This is a genomic window from Cupriavidus sp. a3 (genome assembly GCF_051015765.1).
In the GTDB taxonomy this organism is placed as follows: Bacteria; Pseudomonadota; Gammaproteobacteria; order Burkholderiales; family Burkholderiaceae; genus Cupriavidus; species Cupriavidus oxalaticus_A.
Genome location: NZ_CP170644.1, coordinates 1,638,324 through 1,655,007, shown reverse-complemented (window position 1 = coordinate 1,655,007; position 16,684 = coordinate 1,638,324). Strand labels below are relative to the sequence as shown.

General features: G+C 68.4%; 17 protein-coding genes. 11 read left to right on the top strand and 6 right to left on the bottom strand.

Going from position 1 to position 16,684, the window contains the following annotated elements; all coding sequences use genetic code 11:
- Positions 1-8: 8 nt before the first annotated feature.
- Positions 9-1,469, top strand: coding sequence for an amidohydrolase family protein (locus tag ACAD63_RS29340; RefSeq protein WP_434034176.1), 1,461 nt, complete (start codon positions 9-11; stop codon positions 1,467-1,469).
- Positions 1,470-1,471: 2 nt separating this feature from the next.
- A complete protein-coding gene (locus tag ACAD63_RS29335; protein WP_116319688.1) occupies positions 1,472-2,179 on the top strand; it encodes a sulfite exporter TauE/SafE family protein in 708 nt (235 codons plus the stop codon).
- A 4-nt stretch (positions 2,180-2,183) separates the two neighbouring features.
- On the opposite strand, the gene ACAD63_RS29330 is transcribed toward ACAD63_RS29335, so the two are convergent.
- Both ACAD63_RS29330 and ACAD63_RS29325 read right to left on the bottom strand, forming a co-directional pair.
- Complete coding sequence (locus ACAD63_RS29330) at positions 2,184-3,221, bottom strand: LacI family DNA-binding transcriptional regulator (RefSeq protein ID WP_434034175.1); 1,038 nt, start codon at positions 3,219-3,221, stop codon at positions 2,184-2,186.
- A gap of 53 nt (positions 3,222-3,274) precedes the next feature.
- Positions 3,275-4,210: a LysR family transcriptional regulator gene (locus ACAD63_RS29325; protein WP_195431543.1), complete on the bottom strand. Its 936-nt coding sequence runs from the start codon at positions 4,208-4,210 to the stop codon at positions 3,275-3,277.
- Positions 4,211-4,363: 153 nt separating this feature from the next.
- Between ACAD63_RS29325 and ACAD63_RS29320 the strand changes: the two genes are divergently transcribed.
- From ACAD63_RS29320 to ACAD63_RS29305, 4 genes are read left to right on the top strand one after another with little or no spacing between them, the layout of a single operon-like run.
- Positions 4,364-4,570, top strand: coding sequence for a DUF3311 domain-containing protein (locus tag ACAD63_RS29320; RefSeq protein ID WP_133095235.1), 207 nt, complete (start codon positions 4,364-4,366; stop codon positions 4,568-4,570).
- A 12-nt stretch (positions 4,571-4,582) separates the two neighbouring features.
- The gene (locus ACAD63_RS29315) at positions 4,583-5,965 is read left to right on the top strand and encodes a sodium:solute symporter family protein (protein WP_434034174.1); all 1,383 of its coding nucleotides are present in this window, start codon (positions 4,583-4,585) and stop codon (positions 5,963-5,965) included.
- 24 nt (positions 5,966-5,989) lie between these two features.
- Complete coding sequence (locus ACAD63_RS29310) at positions 5,990-7,645, top strand: amidohydrolase (RefSeq protein ID WP_343657277.1); 1,656 nt, start codon at positions 5,990-5,992, stop codon at positions 7,643-7,645.
- Positions 7,642-8,595 (top strand): CobW family GTP-binding protein, encoded by a 954-nt coding sequence (locus ACAD63_RS29305; protein WP_434034173.1) that lies wholly within the window; start codon positions 7,642-7,644, stop codon positions 8,593-8,595. The genes ACAD63_RS29310 and ACAD63_RS29305 overlap by 4 nt, the downstream gene beginning before the upstream one ends.
- A 29-nt stretch (positions 8,596-8,624) precedes the next feature.
- Here ACAD63_RS29305 and ACAD63_RS29300 read toward each other — a convergent pair whose 3' ends face one another.
- Positions 8,625-9,524 (bottom strand): LysR family transcriptional regulator, encoded by a 900-nt coding sequence (locus tag ACAD63_RS29300; protein WP_133095397.1) that lies wholly within the window; start codon positions 9,522-9,524, stop codon positions 8,625-8,627.
- A gap of 122 nt (positions 9,525-9,646) precedes the next feature.
- Between ACAD63_RS29300 and ACAD63_RS29295 the strand changes: the two genes are divergently transcribed.
- Complete coding sequence (locus ACAD63_RS29295; protein WP_434034172.1) at positions 9,647-10,396, top strand: SDR family oxidoreductase; 750 nt, start codon at positions 9,647-9,649, stop codon at positions 10,394-10,396.
- A 38-nt stretch (positions 10,397-10,434) separates the two neighbouring features.
- Here ACAD63_RS29295 and ACAD63_RS29290 read toward each other — a convergent pair whose 3' ends face one another.
- From ACAD63_RS29290 to ACAD63_RS29280, 3 genes are all read right to left on the bottom strand, one after another.
- Positions 10,435-11,340, bottom strand: coding sequence for a YihY/virulence factor BrkB family protein (locus ACAD63_RS29290; protein ID WP_135703779.1), 906 nt, complete (start codon positions 11,338-11,340; stop codon positions 10,435-10,437).
- Positions 11,341-11,448: 108 nt separating this feature from the next.
- Complete coding sequence (locus ACAD63_RS29285) at positions 11,449-11,637, bottom strand: YjfB family protein (RefSeq protein ID WP_133095229.1); 189 nt, start codon at positions 11,635-11,637, stop codon at positions 11,449-11,451.
- 135 nt (positions 11,638-11,772) lie between these two features.
- Entirely contained in the window at positions 11,773-12,714 is a 942-nt protein-coding gene (locus tag ACAD63_RS29280; RefSeq protein WP_133095228.1) for a LysR family transcriptional regulator, read from the bottom strand.
- Between the two features lie 159 nt (positions 12,715-12,873).
- On the opposite strand from ACAD63_RS29280, the gene gtdA reads away from it, so the two are divergent.
- The 4 genes from gtdA to ACAD63_RS29260 all read left to right on the top strand — a co-directional run bounded on the left by gtdA (position 12,874) and on the right by ACAD63_RS29260 (position 16,662).
- Positions 12,874-13,920, top strand: coding sequence for a gentisate 1,2-dioxygenase (gtdA, locus tag ACAD63_RS29275; RefSeq protein ID WP_135703780.1), 1,047 nt, complete (start codon positions 12,874-12,876; stop codon positions 13,918-13,920).
- Between the two features lie 100 nt (positions 13,921-14,020).
- Positions 14,021-14,719 carry a fumarylacetoacetate hydrolase family protein gene (locus tag ACAD63_RS29270; RefSeq protein WP_133095226.1) on the top strand — a complete coding sequence of 233 codons (699 nt, stop codon included), beginning with the start codon at positions 14,021-14,023 and terminating at the stop codon, positions 14,717-14,719.
- Positions 14,720-14,754: 35 nt separating this feature from the next.
- Positions 14,755-15,396, top strand: coding sequence for a maleylacetoacetate isomerase (maiA, locus tag ACAD63_RS29265; RefSeq protein ID WP_135703781.1), 642 nt, complete (start codon positions 14,755-14,757; stop codon positions 15,394-15,396).
- Between the two features lie 39 nt (positions 15,397-15,435).
- Positions 15,436-16,662, top strand: a complete 1,227-nt coding sequence (locus tag ACAD63_RS29260) for a 3-hydroxybenzoate 6-monooxygenase (protein WP_434034171.1) — start codon at positions 15,436-15,438, stop codon at positions 16,660-16,662.
- Positions 16,663-16,684 lie beyond the last annotated feature (22 nt).

Below are 16,684 nucleotides of genomic sequence, written 5' to 3'. Positions count from 1 at the left end.
CGATTGCAATGACTCGATACGATGCAACCCTGCCGGCCTGGCCCGGCGAAAATGCGCCGGCCCTGCAGCCGGACCTGTTCAGGCAACCCCGCATCCTGCTGCCGGAATGGACGCTGCTGCGCCAGGGCGCAGTGCGCGGGCAAGCGGTGGTGGTGGAGGAGGGCCGCTTCACGGCCGTGGGCAGCGCCGATGAGGTCAAGGCGCGCTTCCCGGAACTGGAAACCCTGCCGCTGCCGCGCATGCTGCTGATGCCGGGCATGATCGACACGCACCATCACCTGACCCAGTCCTTTGGCAAGTCGCTGGTGTTCGGCGAGCCGTCGGAGATTTTCCGCCGGGTGTGGGTACCGCTGGAGGGCAGCCTGACGACGGAGCACCTGTACCTGTCGTCCAAGCTGGCCGCACTGGAATCGCTGCGCGGCGGCTTTACCACCGTGGTCGATGCCGGCACGCGCAGCGACGCGGGGCTGGATGCGATCGCGCGCGCGGTCACCGATGCCGGCGTGCGCTGCGTGCTGGGCCTGATCTGCAACGACAAGCCGGGCGCCGAAACGCTCGACGCCGCGCCGATCCTGCGCCGCGCCGCCGCGCACCTCGACAAGTACGCCGGCGACCCGCTGGTGGCGCCGTCGCTGGCAATCTCGATCCCCGAGGTGGCCTCCGACGCGATGCTGCACCACGTCTACCAGCTCTGCGCCGAGTCCGGCCGGATCTTCCAGACCCACGCCAACGAGCACCTGGCGGCGGTGGAGCGCTCGCTCAACGCCTGCGGCCGCCGGCCCATCGAACACCTGGCCGCGGTCGGCGCGCTGGGCCCGGCGGCGCTGCTGGCGCATGCCACGCTGGTGACGCCGCACGAGATCCGGCTGCTCGCCGATACCGGCGCGGCGGTGGCCTACAACCCCGTGGCCAGCGCCTGGAAGGGCAACGCGGTAGCGCCCGCCGAAACCATGGCGACCTTCGGCGTGCGCCTGGGCCTCGGCACCGACGGCACCCGCAGCGACGCTTTCCGCCTGCTCGACTACGCCGAAGCGGCGCAGCGCTTTGCCTTCGGCATCGGCGTGGGAGATTCGTCGTGCGGCGCCGGCTGGCGCTGGGTCGACATGGCCACGCACGATGCTGCCGAGGTCGCGGGACTGGGCGCGCTGACCGGCGAGATCGCGGCGGGCAAGCGCGCCGACTTCCTGCTGGTCGACCTGGACGTGCCCGAGCTGGCGCCGTCGTGGGACCTGACCTGGGAACTGGTGCGGCTGGCCAACCGCGACCAGATCCGCGCGGTCTTTGTCGATGGCAGCCTGCGCCTGTGGCAAGGCTGGCCCACCGACTGGGATGCGCGCGCGCTGATGCAGGCCATCCACGCAATGGCCGCGGATACCGTCGCCAACGCGCCGATCCGCAAGCTGCACGAAGCGGCCGACGTGCACCGCGCGCGCCATGCCGCCGGCGTCGCAACCGGCGAGGCAGCGTGACGATGGACATGACGTGGTTCAGCGTCGGCGTGGCGGTCTTTACCGGCGCGCTGATCCAGGGCGCGACCGGCATGGGTTTCGCGCTGATCGTGGTGCCGGTGCTGGCGCTGGCCGCGCCGGCGATGCTGCCCGGGGCATTGCTGCTGGCGATGCTGCCGCTCAACGCCTACGTGGCCTGGCGCGAGCGCCATGCCATCGACCTGCGCGGCGCGGGCTGGATCAGCGCCGGGCGGCTGGCGGGCACCTTCGGCGGCTTGTGGGTGCTGGTGGCGATGCCGATGGCGTGGCTCAACGCGCTGGTCGGCGGCAGCACCATCGCCGCCGCGCTGGCATCGCTGCTGGCGCCGGCCTTTACGCCTGGGCGGCTGACCTTTGCCTCGACCGGGCTGATCACCGGCGTGACCGAGACCGCAACCGGCGTGGGCGGGCCGCCGCTGGCGCTGGCCTACCAGCACGCGCCCGTGGCAACGCTGCGCGCGACCGTGGCGCTGTGCTTCCTGGTGGGGGAGGTGATTTCGCTGGTGGTGCTGGCGCTGAGCGGCAAGCTCGGCATGGAGCAGGTGTTCTACGCCGCTGGCCTGCTGCCGGTACTGGGCGTGGGCATGGTGGCCAGCCACCTGGTGCACCGGCGCATCAACCAGCGCATGCTGCGCATCGGCGTGCTGGTGTTCGCGCTGGTGTCGGGCGCGGTGGTGCTGCTGCGCGGCTAGATGGTCAGGCAGCCGGCGTAGACGAGGCCCGTATCACCAGTTCAGGAGCGGGCCCGGCGATCACCGTGCGGCTGCGGTCGCCGGACAGGTGGGCAAACAACAGCTCCACCGCCAGCGACGCCACCCTTTCCAGATGCAGGTTGACCGCGGTGAGCGGCGGCTGCGCGCCGCGGGCGCGGATGCCGTCGTAGCGCGTGGCCACCAGCACGTCGTCGGGCACGCGCTTGCCCAGGCTTTGCAGGTGGGCCATCGCGCCCACCGCGAACGCATCCACCGGCGCGCACAGCGCATCGAGCTGCGGCATCTGCGCCAGCAGCTGCGCGCAGGCATCGGCACCGCCGGCTTCGCCGCGTTCCTCGGGCGCCTTGACGATATGGCAGGGCAGGCCGGCGGCCTGCGTGAACTCGCGATAGGCGCGCTCGGTTTCCACATATGACTGCCGCGGCGCGGCGCCGATCATCAGGCCGATATGGCGGCGGCCGCGGCCGTGCAGGTGTTCCAGCAGCAGGCGCGCGGTTTCGGCCGATTGCAGGTCGACGCAGGGCACCGGCGTCTCGGTCAGCGGCTCGCGTCCGATCGACACGATACTGACGCCGCGCTCGCGCAGCCGCGCGATATGCGGATCGGCGGCAATCGGCTCGATCACGATGGCGCCGTCGATATCGAGCGTATCGAGCAATCCGGTGGCGCCTTCCAGCGGCGGCACCAGCACCACGCCAAGCCCGCGGCCCATCGCCGCTTCCGCCGCGATCGCCGCCACTTCCATCATGAAGCCCAGCCGCGACGTCCCGCCCGCCACCGCGAACGGCATCGACGACAGCAGCGCGATGCAGTTGGCGCGGCCCGACTGCAGCCGCTGCGCGCGCACGCTGGGCCGGTAGCCCAGTTCCGCCGCGATGCGCTTGACCCGCGCGCGCGTGGCGGGATCCAGCACGCCGCGGTCGTTCAGCGCGTGCGAGACCGTGGTCAGCGACACGCCGGCGGCGCGGGCGACGTCGTGGATGGTGAGGCGGCGGGGGCGGTCTGGCGTGGAATCGGTCATGCCGGGTTTGAGCTGGGAATCAGCGGGAGCATACATCAGCGGTGACGGGCAGGTCAGCGGCGCGCGCCCTGCCTGGCCGGCGCCGACGACAATTCCTTCCAGTGCTCGCGCGTGAAGGCGTAAAGCGTCTCCAGCGCCGGCGACAGCGAGCGCGCGGCCATGCGCGCGATGCCGTAGCGGCCGCAGCGGCGCGGGTCGGGGGGCATCGGCACTTCCGCCATCAGGCCCGCGGCGCGTTCCTGCCGCGTGATCGACAGCACGCCGAACAGCAGCGTATCGGTGGCCAGTGTCACGCTGCGCAGCATGTCGAGGTTGTCGCAGTGCAGGGTGAAGAGCTTGTCGGGCGCGGCCTCGGGCCCCCATAGCTCGGCCAGCTGGCGGCTGACGATGGTGCTGAGCGTGGTGGTCGCCACCGGGTAGGCCCGGATCGCCTCGATATCGATGCGGCGCTTGCGCAGGATCGGATGGCCGGCGCGGCACACGAGGCCGGCTGGCAACTCGCCCAGAGGTTCAATGTCGACATCGTCGGCGGCGCGCAGTACATAAGCGTCGCCGACGATGGCGTCGATGGTCTCGCGCCGCAGCGCGTCGAGCAGCGCGCTGGTGGCGCCGGTTTCGGTGCGCACCTTGATGCGCGGGTGCGCCTGCGCCATGTGTATCAGGAACGGCGTTAGCAGCAACGCGGCAGGCGCGGGCGCCACGCCGATCGTCAGCGAGCCTTCCTCGCCCCCGCGCAGCAACTCCAGGTCGCGGCGCAGCTGGCGTTCTTCCAGCCGCATCCGGCGCGCGCGGTCGGCCACCAGTTCGCCGAACACGGTCAGGCGCGCGCGCCGAGCGCCGCGGTCGAACAGCGGCGCCTTCAGCTCGTGCTCCAGCGCGCGGATGCTGCGGCTCAGCGCCGGCTGGGTCAGGTGGACCGCGCGCGCGGCCTCGGAGAAGGTGCCGTGCTCGACGATGGCGAGCAGGTGCAGAAGTTTCTGGGTGTCCATGCGGAATCCCATGCGTGTCAGTTATGGGAGCGGTTCGATATTTGCATTTGAATCATACATCGGCGCTCCCTATGATGACCGGAACACAAGAGCGGGCCGGTGACAGCACACACGGCGCCCGCCATCCACCGTCCATCGGAAACCGGAGACATCATGCTCAAGCTGTTTATCGGCCTCGGCCTGCCATTCATCGGCGTCATCGGGCTGCTGCCCTGGGTGGCGACCGTCGAGCGCTTCGTGCTCGGCGTGCCCTTTATCTATGCCTGGATCTTCGCCTGGTTCGTGCTGACGTCGGGCTGCATGCTAGCGTGCTGGCTGCTGTACGACCGCCATGCCGCCGACGCGGCCCATGAAGCGTGAGGGAGAGCAGCGATGACCACAGCGGTATTCCTCGGCTTTATAGTCTTCTCGCTCTATCTCGCCATCCGCTCGAAGCAGGGCCACGGCGCACAGAGCGTGCATGACTTCTTCGTCGCCTCGCGGCAGTTCGGCGCCTACCTGGTGTTCTTCCTGGCGGCCGGCGAGATCTACAGCATCGGCACCATGGTGGGCTTTCCCGGCGGCATCTATGCCAAGGGCCCGACGTATGGCGTCTGGTTCCTCGGGTACATCCTGCTGGCTTACCCGCTCGGCTATTTCCTCGGGCCGAAGATCTGGCAAGCCGGCGCGCGCTACAACGCGATCACGCTGCCTGACCTGTTCAAGGGCCACTACGGCAGCCGCGCGCTCGAGCTGATCGTCGCCGGATCTTCCATCCTGTTCCTGCTGCCGTGGGGCCAGCTGCAGTTCACCGGTCTGGTGGCGGCGCTCAAGGGGCTGGGCTGGGAGTTCGATCCCGTATACCTGGTGCTGATCTCGGCGGCGCTGGCCTTCACCTATATCGCCATCTCCGGCGTGCGTGCGTCGGCCTACATCGCCATCCTGAAAGACATCCTGATGGTGGTGGCGATCGTCGCCACCGGCGTTGCGGTCGGCTGGAAGGCCGGCGTGGGCGATGTCTTCCATGCCGCCAGCCTGCAGGTCAGCAACCAGATGAACGACACGCAGCTGCGTTTCTCGATGAGCACCATGCTGTTCCAGGCGCTGGGCTTCTACGTGATGCCGTTCGCGGTGCAGAACTTCTTCACCGCCAAGAGCGCCAACACCATCCGCCGCACGCAGGTGGCGATGCCGCTGTACATGCTGATGTACCCGTTCCTGGTGCTCGCGTCGTACTACGCGATCAGCCAGAACCTGCAGCTGGCCTCGCCCAATGAAGCCTTCTTCGCGGCGGCGGTGCGACTGCTGCCGGACTGGCTGCTCGGGCTGGTGACGGCCGGCGCCGCGCTGTCGGGGCTGCTGGTGCTGGCCGGCATCTGCCTGGCGATTGGCCCGATCGTTACGCGCAACCTGCTGCCGGGCATGCCCGAGCAGCGCCAGAAACAGGGCGCCAAAGTAGTGATCGTGGTGTACCTGGTGCTGTCGATCGCGATGACGCTGGCCACGCCCAACCTGATGCTGACGCTGATCAACACCACCTACTACGGCGTGACGCAGTTCTTCCCCGGCGTCATCGTGATCCTGTTCTCGCTGAAGGTGCGGCCGATGGCGATTGCGCTCGGGATCCTTAGCGGGCAGGGGCTGGCGATCGCGCTGTACGCGCAGCAGGCCGATTTCGGCGGCATCAACCTCGGCCTGGTCAGCCTTGCGGTCAACCTGCTGGTGACCGTGGTGGCGAACTATACGCCGCGCCTGGCGCGCGTGCAGCCGGCCTGATCCTTACGACTCATGCAACCAGTGATGACCCACAACGACACGGCGCGCACGCAGGTATTCGTCGCGCGCAAGATCCTCACGATGGAAGTGGCTCAGCCGGAAGCGACCCATGTCGCGGTACGCGACGGGCAGATCCTTGCGGTCGGCGGCGCGGCGGAGATGACGCCATGGCCTGACGCGGTGGTGCTCGACACTTTCCGCGACAAGGTACTGATGCCCGGCATGATCGAAGGCCACTGCCACCTGATGGAAGGCGCGATGTGGGACGCGGTCTATGTCGGCTACTTCGACCGCCGCGATCCCGATGGCAGGCTTTGGCGTGGGCTGCGCACGCTGGACGAAGTCATCGAACGCCTCGCCGATGCCGCCGGCAGGCTGCAAGACCCCGACACGCCGCTGCTGGCGTGGGGTTTCGATCCCATCTACTTCGGCACCGCGCGGCTGTCGGTGCGCGAGCTGGATCGCATATCGGCGACGCGGCCAGTCGTGGTGATGCATGCCAGCGTGCACCTGATGAATGTCAATTCGGCGATGCTGGCATTGGCCGGCATCGATGAAGACACCGACATCGACGGCGTGCACAAGGACGCGGGCGGCAAGCCCACCGGCGAGCTGCAGGAGTTCGCGGCGATGTTCCCGGTGCAGCGCGTGATCGGGCGCGGCCTGTCGCTGGCTGCGGCGGAGGACGCGGAGGCGGTGCGCCGCTTCGGGCGTGTGGCGCAACTGGCCGGCGTGACCACGGCGACAGACCTGGTCAACGAGCTCTCGGCCAGGGGCCTGGAAACGCTGCATGCGGTGACGTCGGATGACGGCTTTCCGCTGCGCATCGTGCCCGCGTTCGCGCCGCAGCGCGACGCGCGGGGCGGGCCGGCACGCGTTCAGCAGGCCGCCGCCGCCGGCTCCGACAAGCTCCACTTCGGCCCGGTCAAGTTCATCGTCGATGGCTCGATCCAGGGCTTTACCGCGCGGCTGCGCGCACCCGGCTACGCCGGCGGCCAGCCCAACGGCCTGTGGCTGATCCCGCCCGAGCAGCTGCTGGACGCGTTCGCGCCGTTCCACCTGGCCGGGCTGCCGCTGCACATCCATACCAACGGCGACGAAGCCACCGAGGTCGTGCTCGACACCTTGGAAGCGCTGCTGTCGCGCCATCCGCGCGCCGACCATCGCCATACGCTGCAGCACTGCCAGCTTGCCGATGCGGCGCAGCTGGCGCGGGCGAAGCGCCTGGGGCTGTGCATCAACTTCTTCGCCAACCACCTGTACTACTGGGGCGATGCCCATGCCACGCAGACCGTGGGCCCGGAGCGCGCTGCGCGCATGAACCCTGCGGGCACCGCGCGGCGCCTCGGCATTCCGTTCGCGATCCATTCCGATGCGCCGATCACGCCTTTGAACCCGCTCTTCACCGCCTGGTGCGCGGTGCAGCGCCATAGCGCCTCGGGCCGCGACATGGGCGAGGCCGAGCGGCTGACGGTGGCGGACGCACTCCATGCGGTCACAATGGGCGCGGCCTACACGCTCGGGCTCGACCATCGCATCGGCAGCATCGCGCCTGGCAAGCTGGCCGACTTTGCCGTGCTGGAGGACGATCCCGCCACTGTGGATCCTGCGCAACTCAAGGATGTGCGCGTGTGGGGCACGGTGCTGGGCGGCCGCGTGTTCCAGGCGCCTGCGCGATGAACGCCCGGCCTCCGATCCCGCTGGTCGTCGTCGGCGGCTACCTGGGCGCGGGCAAGACCACGCTGCTGAACCGGTTGCTGGCCAATGCGCAAGGGCTGCGCATTGCCGTGCTGGTGAACGACTTCGGCGAGATCAATATCGACGCCGCGCTGATCCGAACGCGCAGCGACGATGTGATCCAACTGGAGAATGGTTGCGTGTGCTGTTCCATCGGTGGCCGGCTGGCTGAGGCCTTGCTGGCAATCGCCGACCGCGACGTGCGGCCCGACCTGCTGGTGATCGAGGCCAGCGGTGTGTCGGACCCGCAGCGCATCGCACAGATCGGCCTGCTCGATCCGGCGTTCCGGCTCAACGCGGTGCTGGTGGCGGTGGATGCCGCCGCCGTGCATGACAGCCTGCGCGACCCGCTGGTCGGCGAGATGGTGCGGCAGCAGATCGCGGGCGCATCGGTGGTGGCGCTGACCAAGACCGACCTGTGCGCTGCCGGCAGTGCAGCGGCAACGGTCGGGACCATCAGTACGCTTGCGCCGCGCGCCACGGTGCTGGAAGCCAGCGATGGCGAGCTGCCTTTGTCAGTCTTTGTCGACGCAGCCATGACGACGCCGGCTAGCACCGGCGTGCTGCAGGCGCACGCCGGCTGGCCCCGGCCCGCGCCACATGCCGGCATCCGCAGCTTCGCCTACCAGACCGGCCGCAGCTTCGACAAGGCGCGGCTACGCCAGGCGCTGTTGAGTCTGCCCGTGCGCCTGCTGCGCGCGAAGGGCCTGGTCAGGCTGGCGGCCGATCCGCGGTTGCACGAGGTTCACGTGGTCGGGGGCAGGATGCGGATGCGGTCCATGCCGCACGGCGATGCTGGCGAATTCGGTGAATTCGCGCTGGTCTTCATCGGCGCCTTCGATGCCGCGGGAGCGGATGCCATTTCCGCCAGCATGGAGTCTGCACTGGCCTGAGACAGAAGGCGTCAGGCATGGAACTCACACTATCCAAACGTCTCCGCATAAAGAGCCACCAGCCAGTCGACGAACACACGCACGCGCGGAGACAGTTGCCTGTGATGCGGATACAGTGCCGACACCGGCAGGTCCGGGCTGGGCCAGTCGCTCAGGACCTCCACGAGCCGCCCTTCGCGCAAGGCGTCGTCGACGTGGAAACGCGGCACCTGGATCAGCCCGCAGCCGCGCAAGGCGGCCACGACATAGTTCTCGGCATCGTTGACGGACATCCATCCGGCCAGTGAATACGACTGGAGTTGCCCGTTGACGTGCAGCTCCACCGGATAGCCGGGCGCGCCGCTACGCGAGAAGAATTTCACGACTTCGTGCCGGGAGAGCTGGTCGGGATGTTGCGGGGTGCCAAACGCCTTCAGGTACGCCGGACTGGCGCACACGACCTGCGGCATGAGCGCCAGGCGCCGCGCAATCAGTGAAGAGTCTCGTGGCGTACCCGCGCGGATGACGCAATCGACGCCTTCCCGTACAAGATCCACCAGACGGTCGCCGCCGGATACCACCAGATCGATGCGCGGATAGCGTGCGCGGAATTCGTCGATGCGCGCCAGCACGATCTGCGTGGCGTGGGTACCGTGCATGTCGACACGCAAGACGCCACGCGGATTCGCCGCCACATGCTGCAGAGCCGACTCGGCGTCGTCGAGTTCAGCCAGCAGGTGGACGCAGCGCTCGTAGAACGCCTGGCCGTCGAGCGTCGGCCTGACCTGCCGCGTCGTGCGTTCGAGCAACCGGACCCCGAGCCGCGTCTCGAGCGCCTTGATGGCATGGGTGGCGGTGGCGCGCGGCATATCGAGAGCCGCCGCAGCGTGGCTGAAACTGCCCAATTCGACAATGCGGGTGAACAGTTGCAGGGAATCGAAGCGGTCCACGGGAAGGCAATTGTTGAGGCTGGTTGAATTGATATGGCGATTCTGCACCATTTATCTAGCAGAGGCGAACAACCACAATTGGCTTCAACGGCATGTCGCCTTGTCCCTCCTGGAGCCTTCCCATGAACACCCTGACTACGAACACCAACAAAGCGGCCATTGTCACCGGCGGATCGCGCGGCATAGGCCGGGCCGTGGCCCTGCGTCTCGCGGCCGACGGCTTTGCCGTTGCGGTCGGCTATGCCGGCAACGTGGCGCACGCCCGGGACACCGTCGCGGCGATCGAAGCGGCCGGCGGCCGGGCCATCGCGATCCGGGGCGATGTCGGAAGCCCCGATGATGTAGCCCGGCTTTTTGCGGAAACAAAGGCGGCATTCGGCGGCATCGACGTGGTCGCCAACTGCGCCGGCGTGATGCCGCTGGCACCGATTGCGCCCGGCAGCCTGGCCGACTTTGACAAGGTCATTGCGACCAACCTGCGCGGCACGTTCCTGGTGCTGGCTCAGGCGGCCGAAAACGTCGGCGCGGGTGGACGGATCATTGCGGTATCAACCAGCGTCATCGCCAGGTCATTCCCGTCCTATGGGCCGTACATTGCGTCCAAGGCCGGCGTGGAAGGGCTGGTCCGCGTACTGGCCAACGAGCTGCGCGGGCGCGGCATCACCGTCAATGCCGTTGCGCCGGGACCGGTGGCCACCGAGCTGTTTCTCGATGGCAAGAGTGCGCAGCAGATCGACCAGATCGCGCGGCTCGCTCCGCTCGAACGGCTCGGGACGCCCGAGGATATCGGTCGCGTCGTATCGTTCCTTGCTGGCGAGGATGGTGGCTGGATCAACGGGCAGGTGCTGCGCGCAAACGGGGGATTCGCATAAGCCGCCGCGCCGCACCCCTGCAATCCTCGTGGCGCACGTCAGGTATGGAACTCGCCGGTGGGAGCATCCGAAGCAGGCGGCCGCTCCCAGCCGCTGCGCTCGAATTCCGCGATCACCTGCGCGCCGAGCAACAGCAGCGTCGCCGCGATCTCCAGGCTCAGCAGCACCACGATCGCCGTGGTCAGCGAGCCGTAGACCCGCCCCACCTGCGACAGCGTGGTGAAGTACCACACCAGCGCATGGCGCGAGATCTCCCACAGCACCGCGGCAAGCACCGCGCCGCACAGCGCATGCCGCAGGGACAGCCGGCCGACCGGCATCACCATGTAGATCGACGTCAGCATCAGGATCTCGCCCAGGAAACCGAGCAGGTAAAGGAGCGTGGTGGAAAGCCGGTCGAGCGACCATTCATGGCCCAGTACTTCCACATGCCGTTCGCCGATGGCGATCAGCCCGCCCGAGACGACCGTCACCAGCAGCAGCCCCAGGCTCAGCACCGCGATATAGCAGTAAGGCAGCACCGCCGAGATCAGGAAATGCCGGCGCCGGATCGCGACGCGATGGACGAAGATCACCGACATGGCGTTTTCCAGCACGGTGAACGCCAGCGAACTGAAGAACAGCATCGTGCCGAGCAAGACCCAGCCGACCGTGGCGCGGGTGCGCAGGAACGACGCCAGTTCGGGCACCAGCGCGCGGGACTGTCCGGGCACGACCCACTCGAGGTAGCGTGCCAGCGTCGACAGCAACAGCTGCGGGTCGATCACATGCGACAGCGCGATCACCATCAGGATCAGCAACGGCACGATCGACAGCAACGCGTAGTAGGCCACCGCCCCGGCCAGCAACAGGCCCTGGTTCGCACGAAACTGGACCAGCGTGCGCCACATGAAGCGCCCCGGATGACGGAGCAGGTCGCGGACGCGGGCGTCGAGAAGCTGCATGGCGGGCACCGAGAGAGCAGGTGCCGACATTATGCGTCGGCGGGCGCCCGAGTGCCCGGCCCGCGGTGCCGGCGGCGCCCGCGCCGTGCCGGCTTGCGCCGCGCGGAATCAGACCTTGATGTCGATCGTCTGGCCCAGATGCGGCGGGTTGCTGGCCGCGACCGGCTGGGGCATGGCCTGCAGCAGTGCAGTCACGCCTTGTGCCTGCATGTCCAGCGACTTGCGCAGCATCAGCAGGCTGACCGGATTGGCGCCCGGATCGCCAGCCAGGCCGGCGGTAACGTTGGAGATTTCCATGAAGAGGGTTTCCTTGGCGAAGGTGGGGAGAGACGGCGGGATGACCGCCAACACCCAATGACGGCCGCGGCCGCCCAACCTTGAGCGCCGCGGGCACGGGCGACATTCCTATGGGTTATCCATGGGTTATCGCCCCTACGCCAGCGGCGCCTCCGCCGGCACCTGCTGTGCCCCCGCCGCCCGCCGCAGGCAGTCCAGCATCGCCGCCACCGCCGCGCGCGACTCGCCATCCGCGCGCCAGTACATCGACACCGAGCCGAACCCCGCCAGCCGTAGCGGCACGATGCGCAGCGCGCCCAGTTCTTCCAGCCGGCGCGCGGTGCGGTGCGAAGCCAGCCCGACCATGTCGCTGTTGTTGAACAGGGTCAGGTTCAGCACGGTGGAATTGCTCTCGACGCAGTCCGCCGGCAGCGCGCGCCCGGCGCTGGCGAGCGCGCCTTCCAGCGCATTGCGGATCGGCGTGCCGCGCGGCCAGACCACCCAGCGGTGGCGGTACAGGTCTTCCCACGCCACCTTGCCGCCCTGCAGCAGGGGGTGCCGTGGCCGGGCGACGAAGTGGATGGGCTCCATGTAGAGCGATTCGGTCCGCATCTGCGCATCCTGCAACTCCGGCGCCGAACGGCCCACGACGATGTCCAGCTCGCTGCGCGCGAGCTGCCCCATCAGCCGGTCCATGGTGGTTTCCAGCAGCCGCACGCTGGCGCGCGGCATCTGCTGCAGCAATTGCAGCGCGGCCAGCGGCACCGTGTCTGCCGCCGAGGCCCCGGACGTGCCCACCACCACCAGCCCGCTGCCGCCGTCGCGCATGGCCTGCAGGTCGTCGCGGGCGGTGTCGAGCTGAGCCTCGATCCGGCGCGCGTGCTCGATCAGCGACTCGCCATATGGCGTGGGCCGCAGCCCGCGCGCCTGGCGCTCGAACAGCGGCAGGCCGATATCGTCCTCCAGGTCTTTCAGCCACTTGGAAAGCCCGGGCTGGGTGGTGTTCAGCATGGCCGCGGACTGGCTCATATTGCCGGTCTCGGCCAGGCTCAGCAGCATCTGCAGGTTGCGCAGGCGCAGTCTCTGGGTCCAATCCATGGGTGTGACCTATACGGTAAATCGTATCGATAAGATGAAAACTTCATTTCAAATCTTATAGGGCGCGGCGTATAACGACAACACACAGACGGTGCGCAGTGATACAGGCACCCACCTAAAGCGCTCCCAAAACGCCCTGTACGAAGTTACGGAGACAGCATGTCCGAGCACACCCCAGACCCGGCCCGCGTGGCCTACTACGAAGAAATCGGCCGCAGCCACATGACCCCGCTGTGGGAGTCGCTGCACGCCCTGGTGCCGCCGCAGCCGCGCCCGCAGATCGTCCCCGCCATCTGGAAGTACGCGCAGATCCGCCCGCTGGTAATGCAGGCCGGCGGCGTCATCAGCGCCGAGGAAGCGGTGCGCCGCGTGCTGGTGCTGGAGAACCCTGGCATCCCCGGCAAGTCCGGCATCACCTCCACGCTCTACGCCGGCCTGCAGCTGATCCTGCCGGGCGAGATTGCCCCCAGCCACCGCCATACGCAGTCGGCGCTTCGCTTTATCGTCGAAGGCAAGGGCGCCTGGACCGCCGTCAACGGCGAGCGCACCACCATGCATCCCGGCGATTTCATCATCACGCCGTCGTGGACCTGGCATGACCATGGCAACCCCAGCGTGGAAGACGGCGGCGAGCCGGTAGTGTGGCTCGATGGCCTGGACATTCCGCTGGTGCAGCAGTTCGACGCCGGCTTTGCCGAGAACTACCCCGAGTCGCAGCAGCCCGTGACCCGCGCCGAAGGCGACAGCTTTGCCCGCTTCGGCCACAACATGGTGCCGGTGCGGCACCGCGTGACCGATCCCACTTCGCCTGTCTTCAGCTACCCGTATGCCCGTTCGCGCGAAGCGCTGGACCAGCTCTACCGCAACGGCGAACTCGATCCCTGGGACGGCGTCAAGCTGCGCTATGTCAACCCGGCCACCGGCGGCTGGCCGATGCCGACCATCGCCACCTTCATGCAATACCTGCCCGCGGGCTTCCAGGGCAAGACCTACCGCAGCACCGACGCCACCGTGTACAGCGTGGTGGAAGGGCGCGGCACGGTGCGCATCGGCGATGCGCAGTTCCAGTTCGAGCCGCGCGACGTGTTCGTGGCGCCGTCGTGGGCGCCGGTGCAGCTCGGCGCGCTGGAAGACGCAGTGCTGTTCAGCTATTCCGACCGGCCGGTGCTGTCCGCGCTGAACCTGCTGCGCGAATCGCGCACCTGAACCCGACCACCCCGACTACCCTGACCAATGCCGCCGCGCGCGGTGCCGGCCGGCACCGCCGTGCCGGCGCTCACCCGACAGATCCCTGGAAGCCTTGAACATGTCCTACGTCTTCACGCCCCCCGCCACCGTTGCCATCCCCGTTGCCGGCAGCGATGACCAGTTCGCCGTGCGCCGCGTCTACTGCGTGGGCCGCAACTATGCCGCCCACGCCCGCGAAATGGGCTTCGATCCCGACCGCGAGCCGCCGTTCTTCTTCTGCAAGCCGGCCGACGCCATCGTCCCGGTGCAGGCCGGCACCACGCTCGACCTGCCGTACCCCGCGCAGACGCAGAACTATCACTACGAGGCCGAGCTGGTGGCCGTGATCGGCAAGGGCGGCTCGGATATCCCCGTCGAGCAGGCGCTCGATCACGTGTGGGGCTACGCCGTCGGCCTCGACATGACCCGCCGCGACCTGCAGATGAAGATGCGCGAGATGGGCCGCCCGTGGGAAATCGGCAAGGCCTTCGACGCCTCGGCGCCGGTCGGCCCGATCCACCGCGCCAGCGACATCGGCCACCCGCAGCAGGCCGGCCTGTGGCTGACGGTCAACGGCGAGACCAAACAGCGCAGCACCGTCGCCCACCTGATCTGGTCGGTGGCCGAGACCGTGGCCTACCTGTCGCAATTCTTCCGCCTGGAACCGGGCGACGTCATCTTCACCGGCACGCCCGAAGGCGTGGGCGCGGTCAAGGCCGGCGACACCATGGTCACCGGCGTCGACGGGCTGGGCGAATTGACCGTGCGCGTGGTCTGACTTCACGCCACGCACAGCACACAGGCAATCCGATCATGCAGCTCTACAGTTTCTTCAACAGCTCGACGTCCTATCGCGTACGCATCGCGCTGGCCCTCAAGGGCCTGCCGTACGACTACCTCGGCGTCAATATCCGCGCCGGCCAGCACTGTGAGGCGGAGTATGTCGATGGTATCAACCCGTCCGCTTCCGTGCCCGCGTTGGTCGATGGCGAATTCACGCTGGGCCAGTCGTTCGCGATCATCGACTACCTGGACGCGCGCCATCCCGAGCCGCGCCTGCTGCCTCAGGATCCTGGGCAACGCGCACGCGTGCTGGAGCTGTCGATGCTGATCGGCTGCGATATCCACCCGGTCAACAACCTGCGCGTGCTGCGCTACCTGCAGGACACGCTGAAGGTCACGCCCGGGCAGAAGGACGCCTGGTACCGCCACTGGATCGACGAAGGCATGGCCGGCGTCGAGCGGCTGCTGGCACGCCACGGCCACGGCAGCTGGTGTTTCGGCGATGCGCCCACACTGGCCGACGTCTCGCTGGTGCCGCAGGTGGCCAACGCGCTGCGCATGGGCTGCGACCTCGGCCGCTACGAGCGCGCGATGGCCGTCTACGCCCATGCCAGCGTCCATCCCGCCTTTGCCCAGGCCGCGCCCGCGCGCCAGCCCGATTACACCGCCTAAGCACCGCCTGACGCCAGCGGCGCAGGCCAGGAGACAGACATGAGCAACACCCTCAACGCGACCAATAACGCGACCGGCAAGGTCCTCATCATCGGCGGCGGCATCGGCGGCCTGGCCGCGGCGCTGGCGCTGGCACGCCAGGGCATCCGCATCGAACTGCTGGAGCAGGCCGAGCAGATCGGCGAGATCGGCGCCGGCATCCAGCTGGCCGCCAACGCCTTCGCCGCGCTCGATGCGCTCGGCGTGGGCGAGGCCGCGCGCGGCCGCGCGGTCTTTACCGACTACCTCAGCCTGCGCGACGCCATCGACACCAGCGTCATCGCGCAGGTCGATGTCGGACAGGCGTACCGCGAGCGCTTCGGCAACCCGTATGCGGTGATCCATCGCGCCGACATCCACCTGTCGATCCTGGAAGCGGTGCAGGACCACCCGCTGATCACCTTCCGCACCAGCACGCGGGTCGAGCAACTGCTGCAGGACGATCACGGCGTCACCGTGATCGACCAGCATGGCGAGCACCACCGCGGCGACGCGGTGATCGGCTGCGACGGCGTCAAGTCCGCGATCCGCCAGGCACTGATCGGCGACGAGGCGCGCGTGACCGGGCACGTGGTCTACCGCGCGGTGGTCGACGTGGCCAACATGCCGCAGGACCTGCAGGTCAACGCCCCGGTGGTGTGGGCCGGCCCGCACTGCCACCTGGTGCACTACCCGCTGCGCGGCGGCCAGCAATACAACCTGGTGGTGACCTTCCACAGCCGCGAACAGGAAAGCTGGGGCGTGCGCGACGGCAGCAAGGAAGAAGTGCTGTCGTACTTCGAGGGCATCCACCCGCTGCCGCACCAGATGCTGGACCGCCCGACTTCATGGAAGCGCTGGGCCACCGCCGACCGCGACCCGGTCGAGCGCTGGAGCTTCGGCCGCGCCACCATCCTTGGCGATGCCGCGCATCCGATGACGCAGTACGTGGCGCAGGGCGCCTGCCAGGCGCTGGAAGATGCCGTGACGCTGGGCGCCGCGGTGAAAGCCGCGGATGGCGATTACGCCGGGGCCTTCAAGTTATACGAGCAGGCCCGCATCCCGCGCACCGCGCGCGTGCTCTATGCCGCGCGCGACATGGGCCGCGTCTACCACGCCAAGGGCGTCGACCGCCTGGTGCGCAACAGCCTGTGGACGGGCCGTACGCAGGCGCAGTTCTACGACGCGCTGCAATGGCTGCACGGCTGGCGCGCCGACAAATGCCTGAGCCCCACACCCTGGCTGTAAAGCACTGAACGCGGCCTTCTTT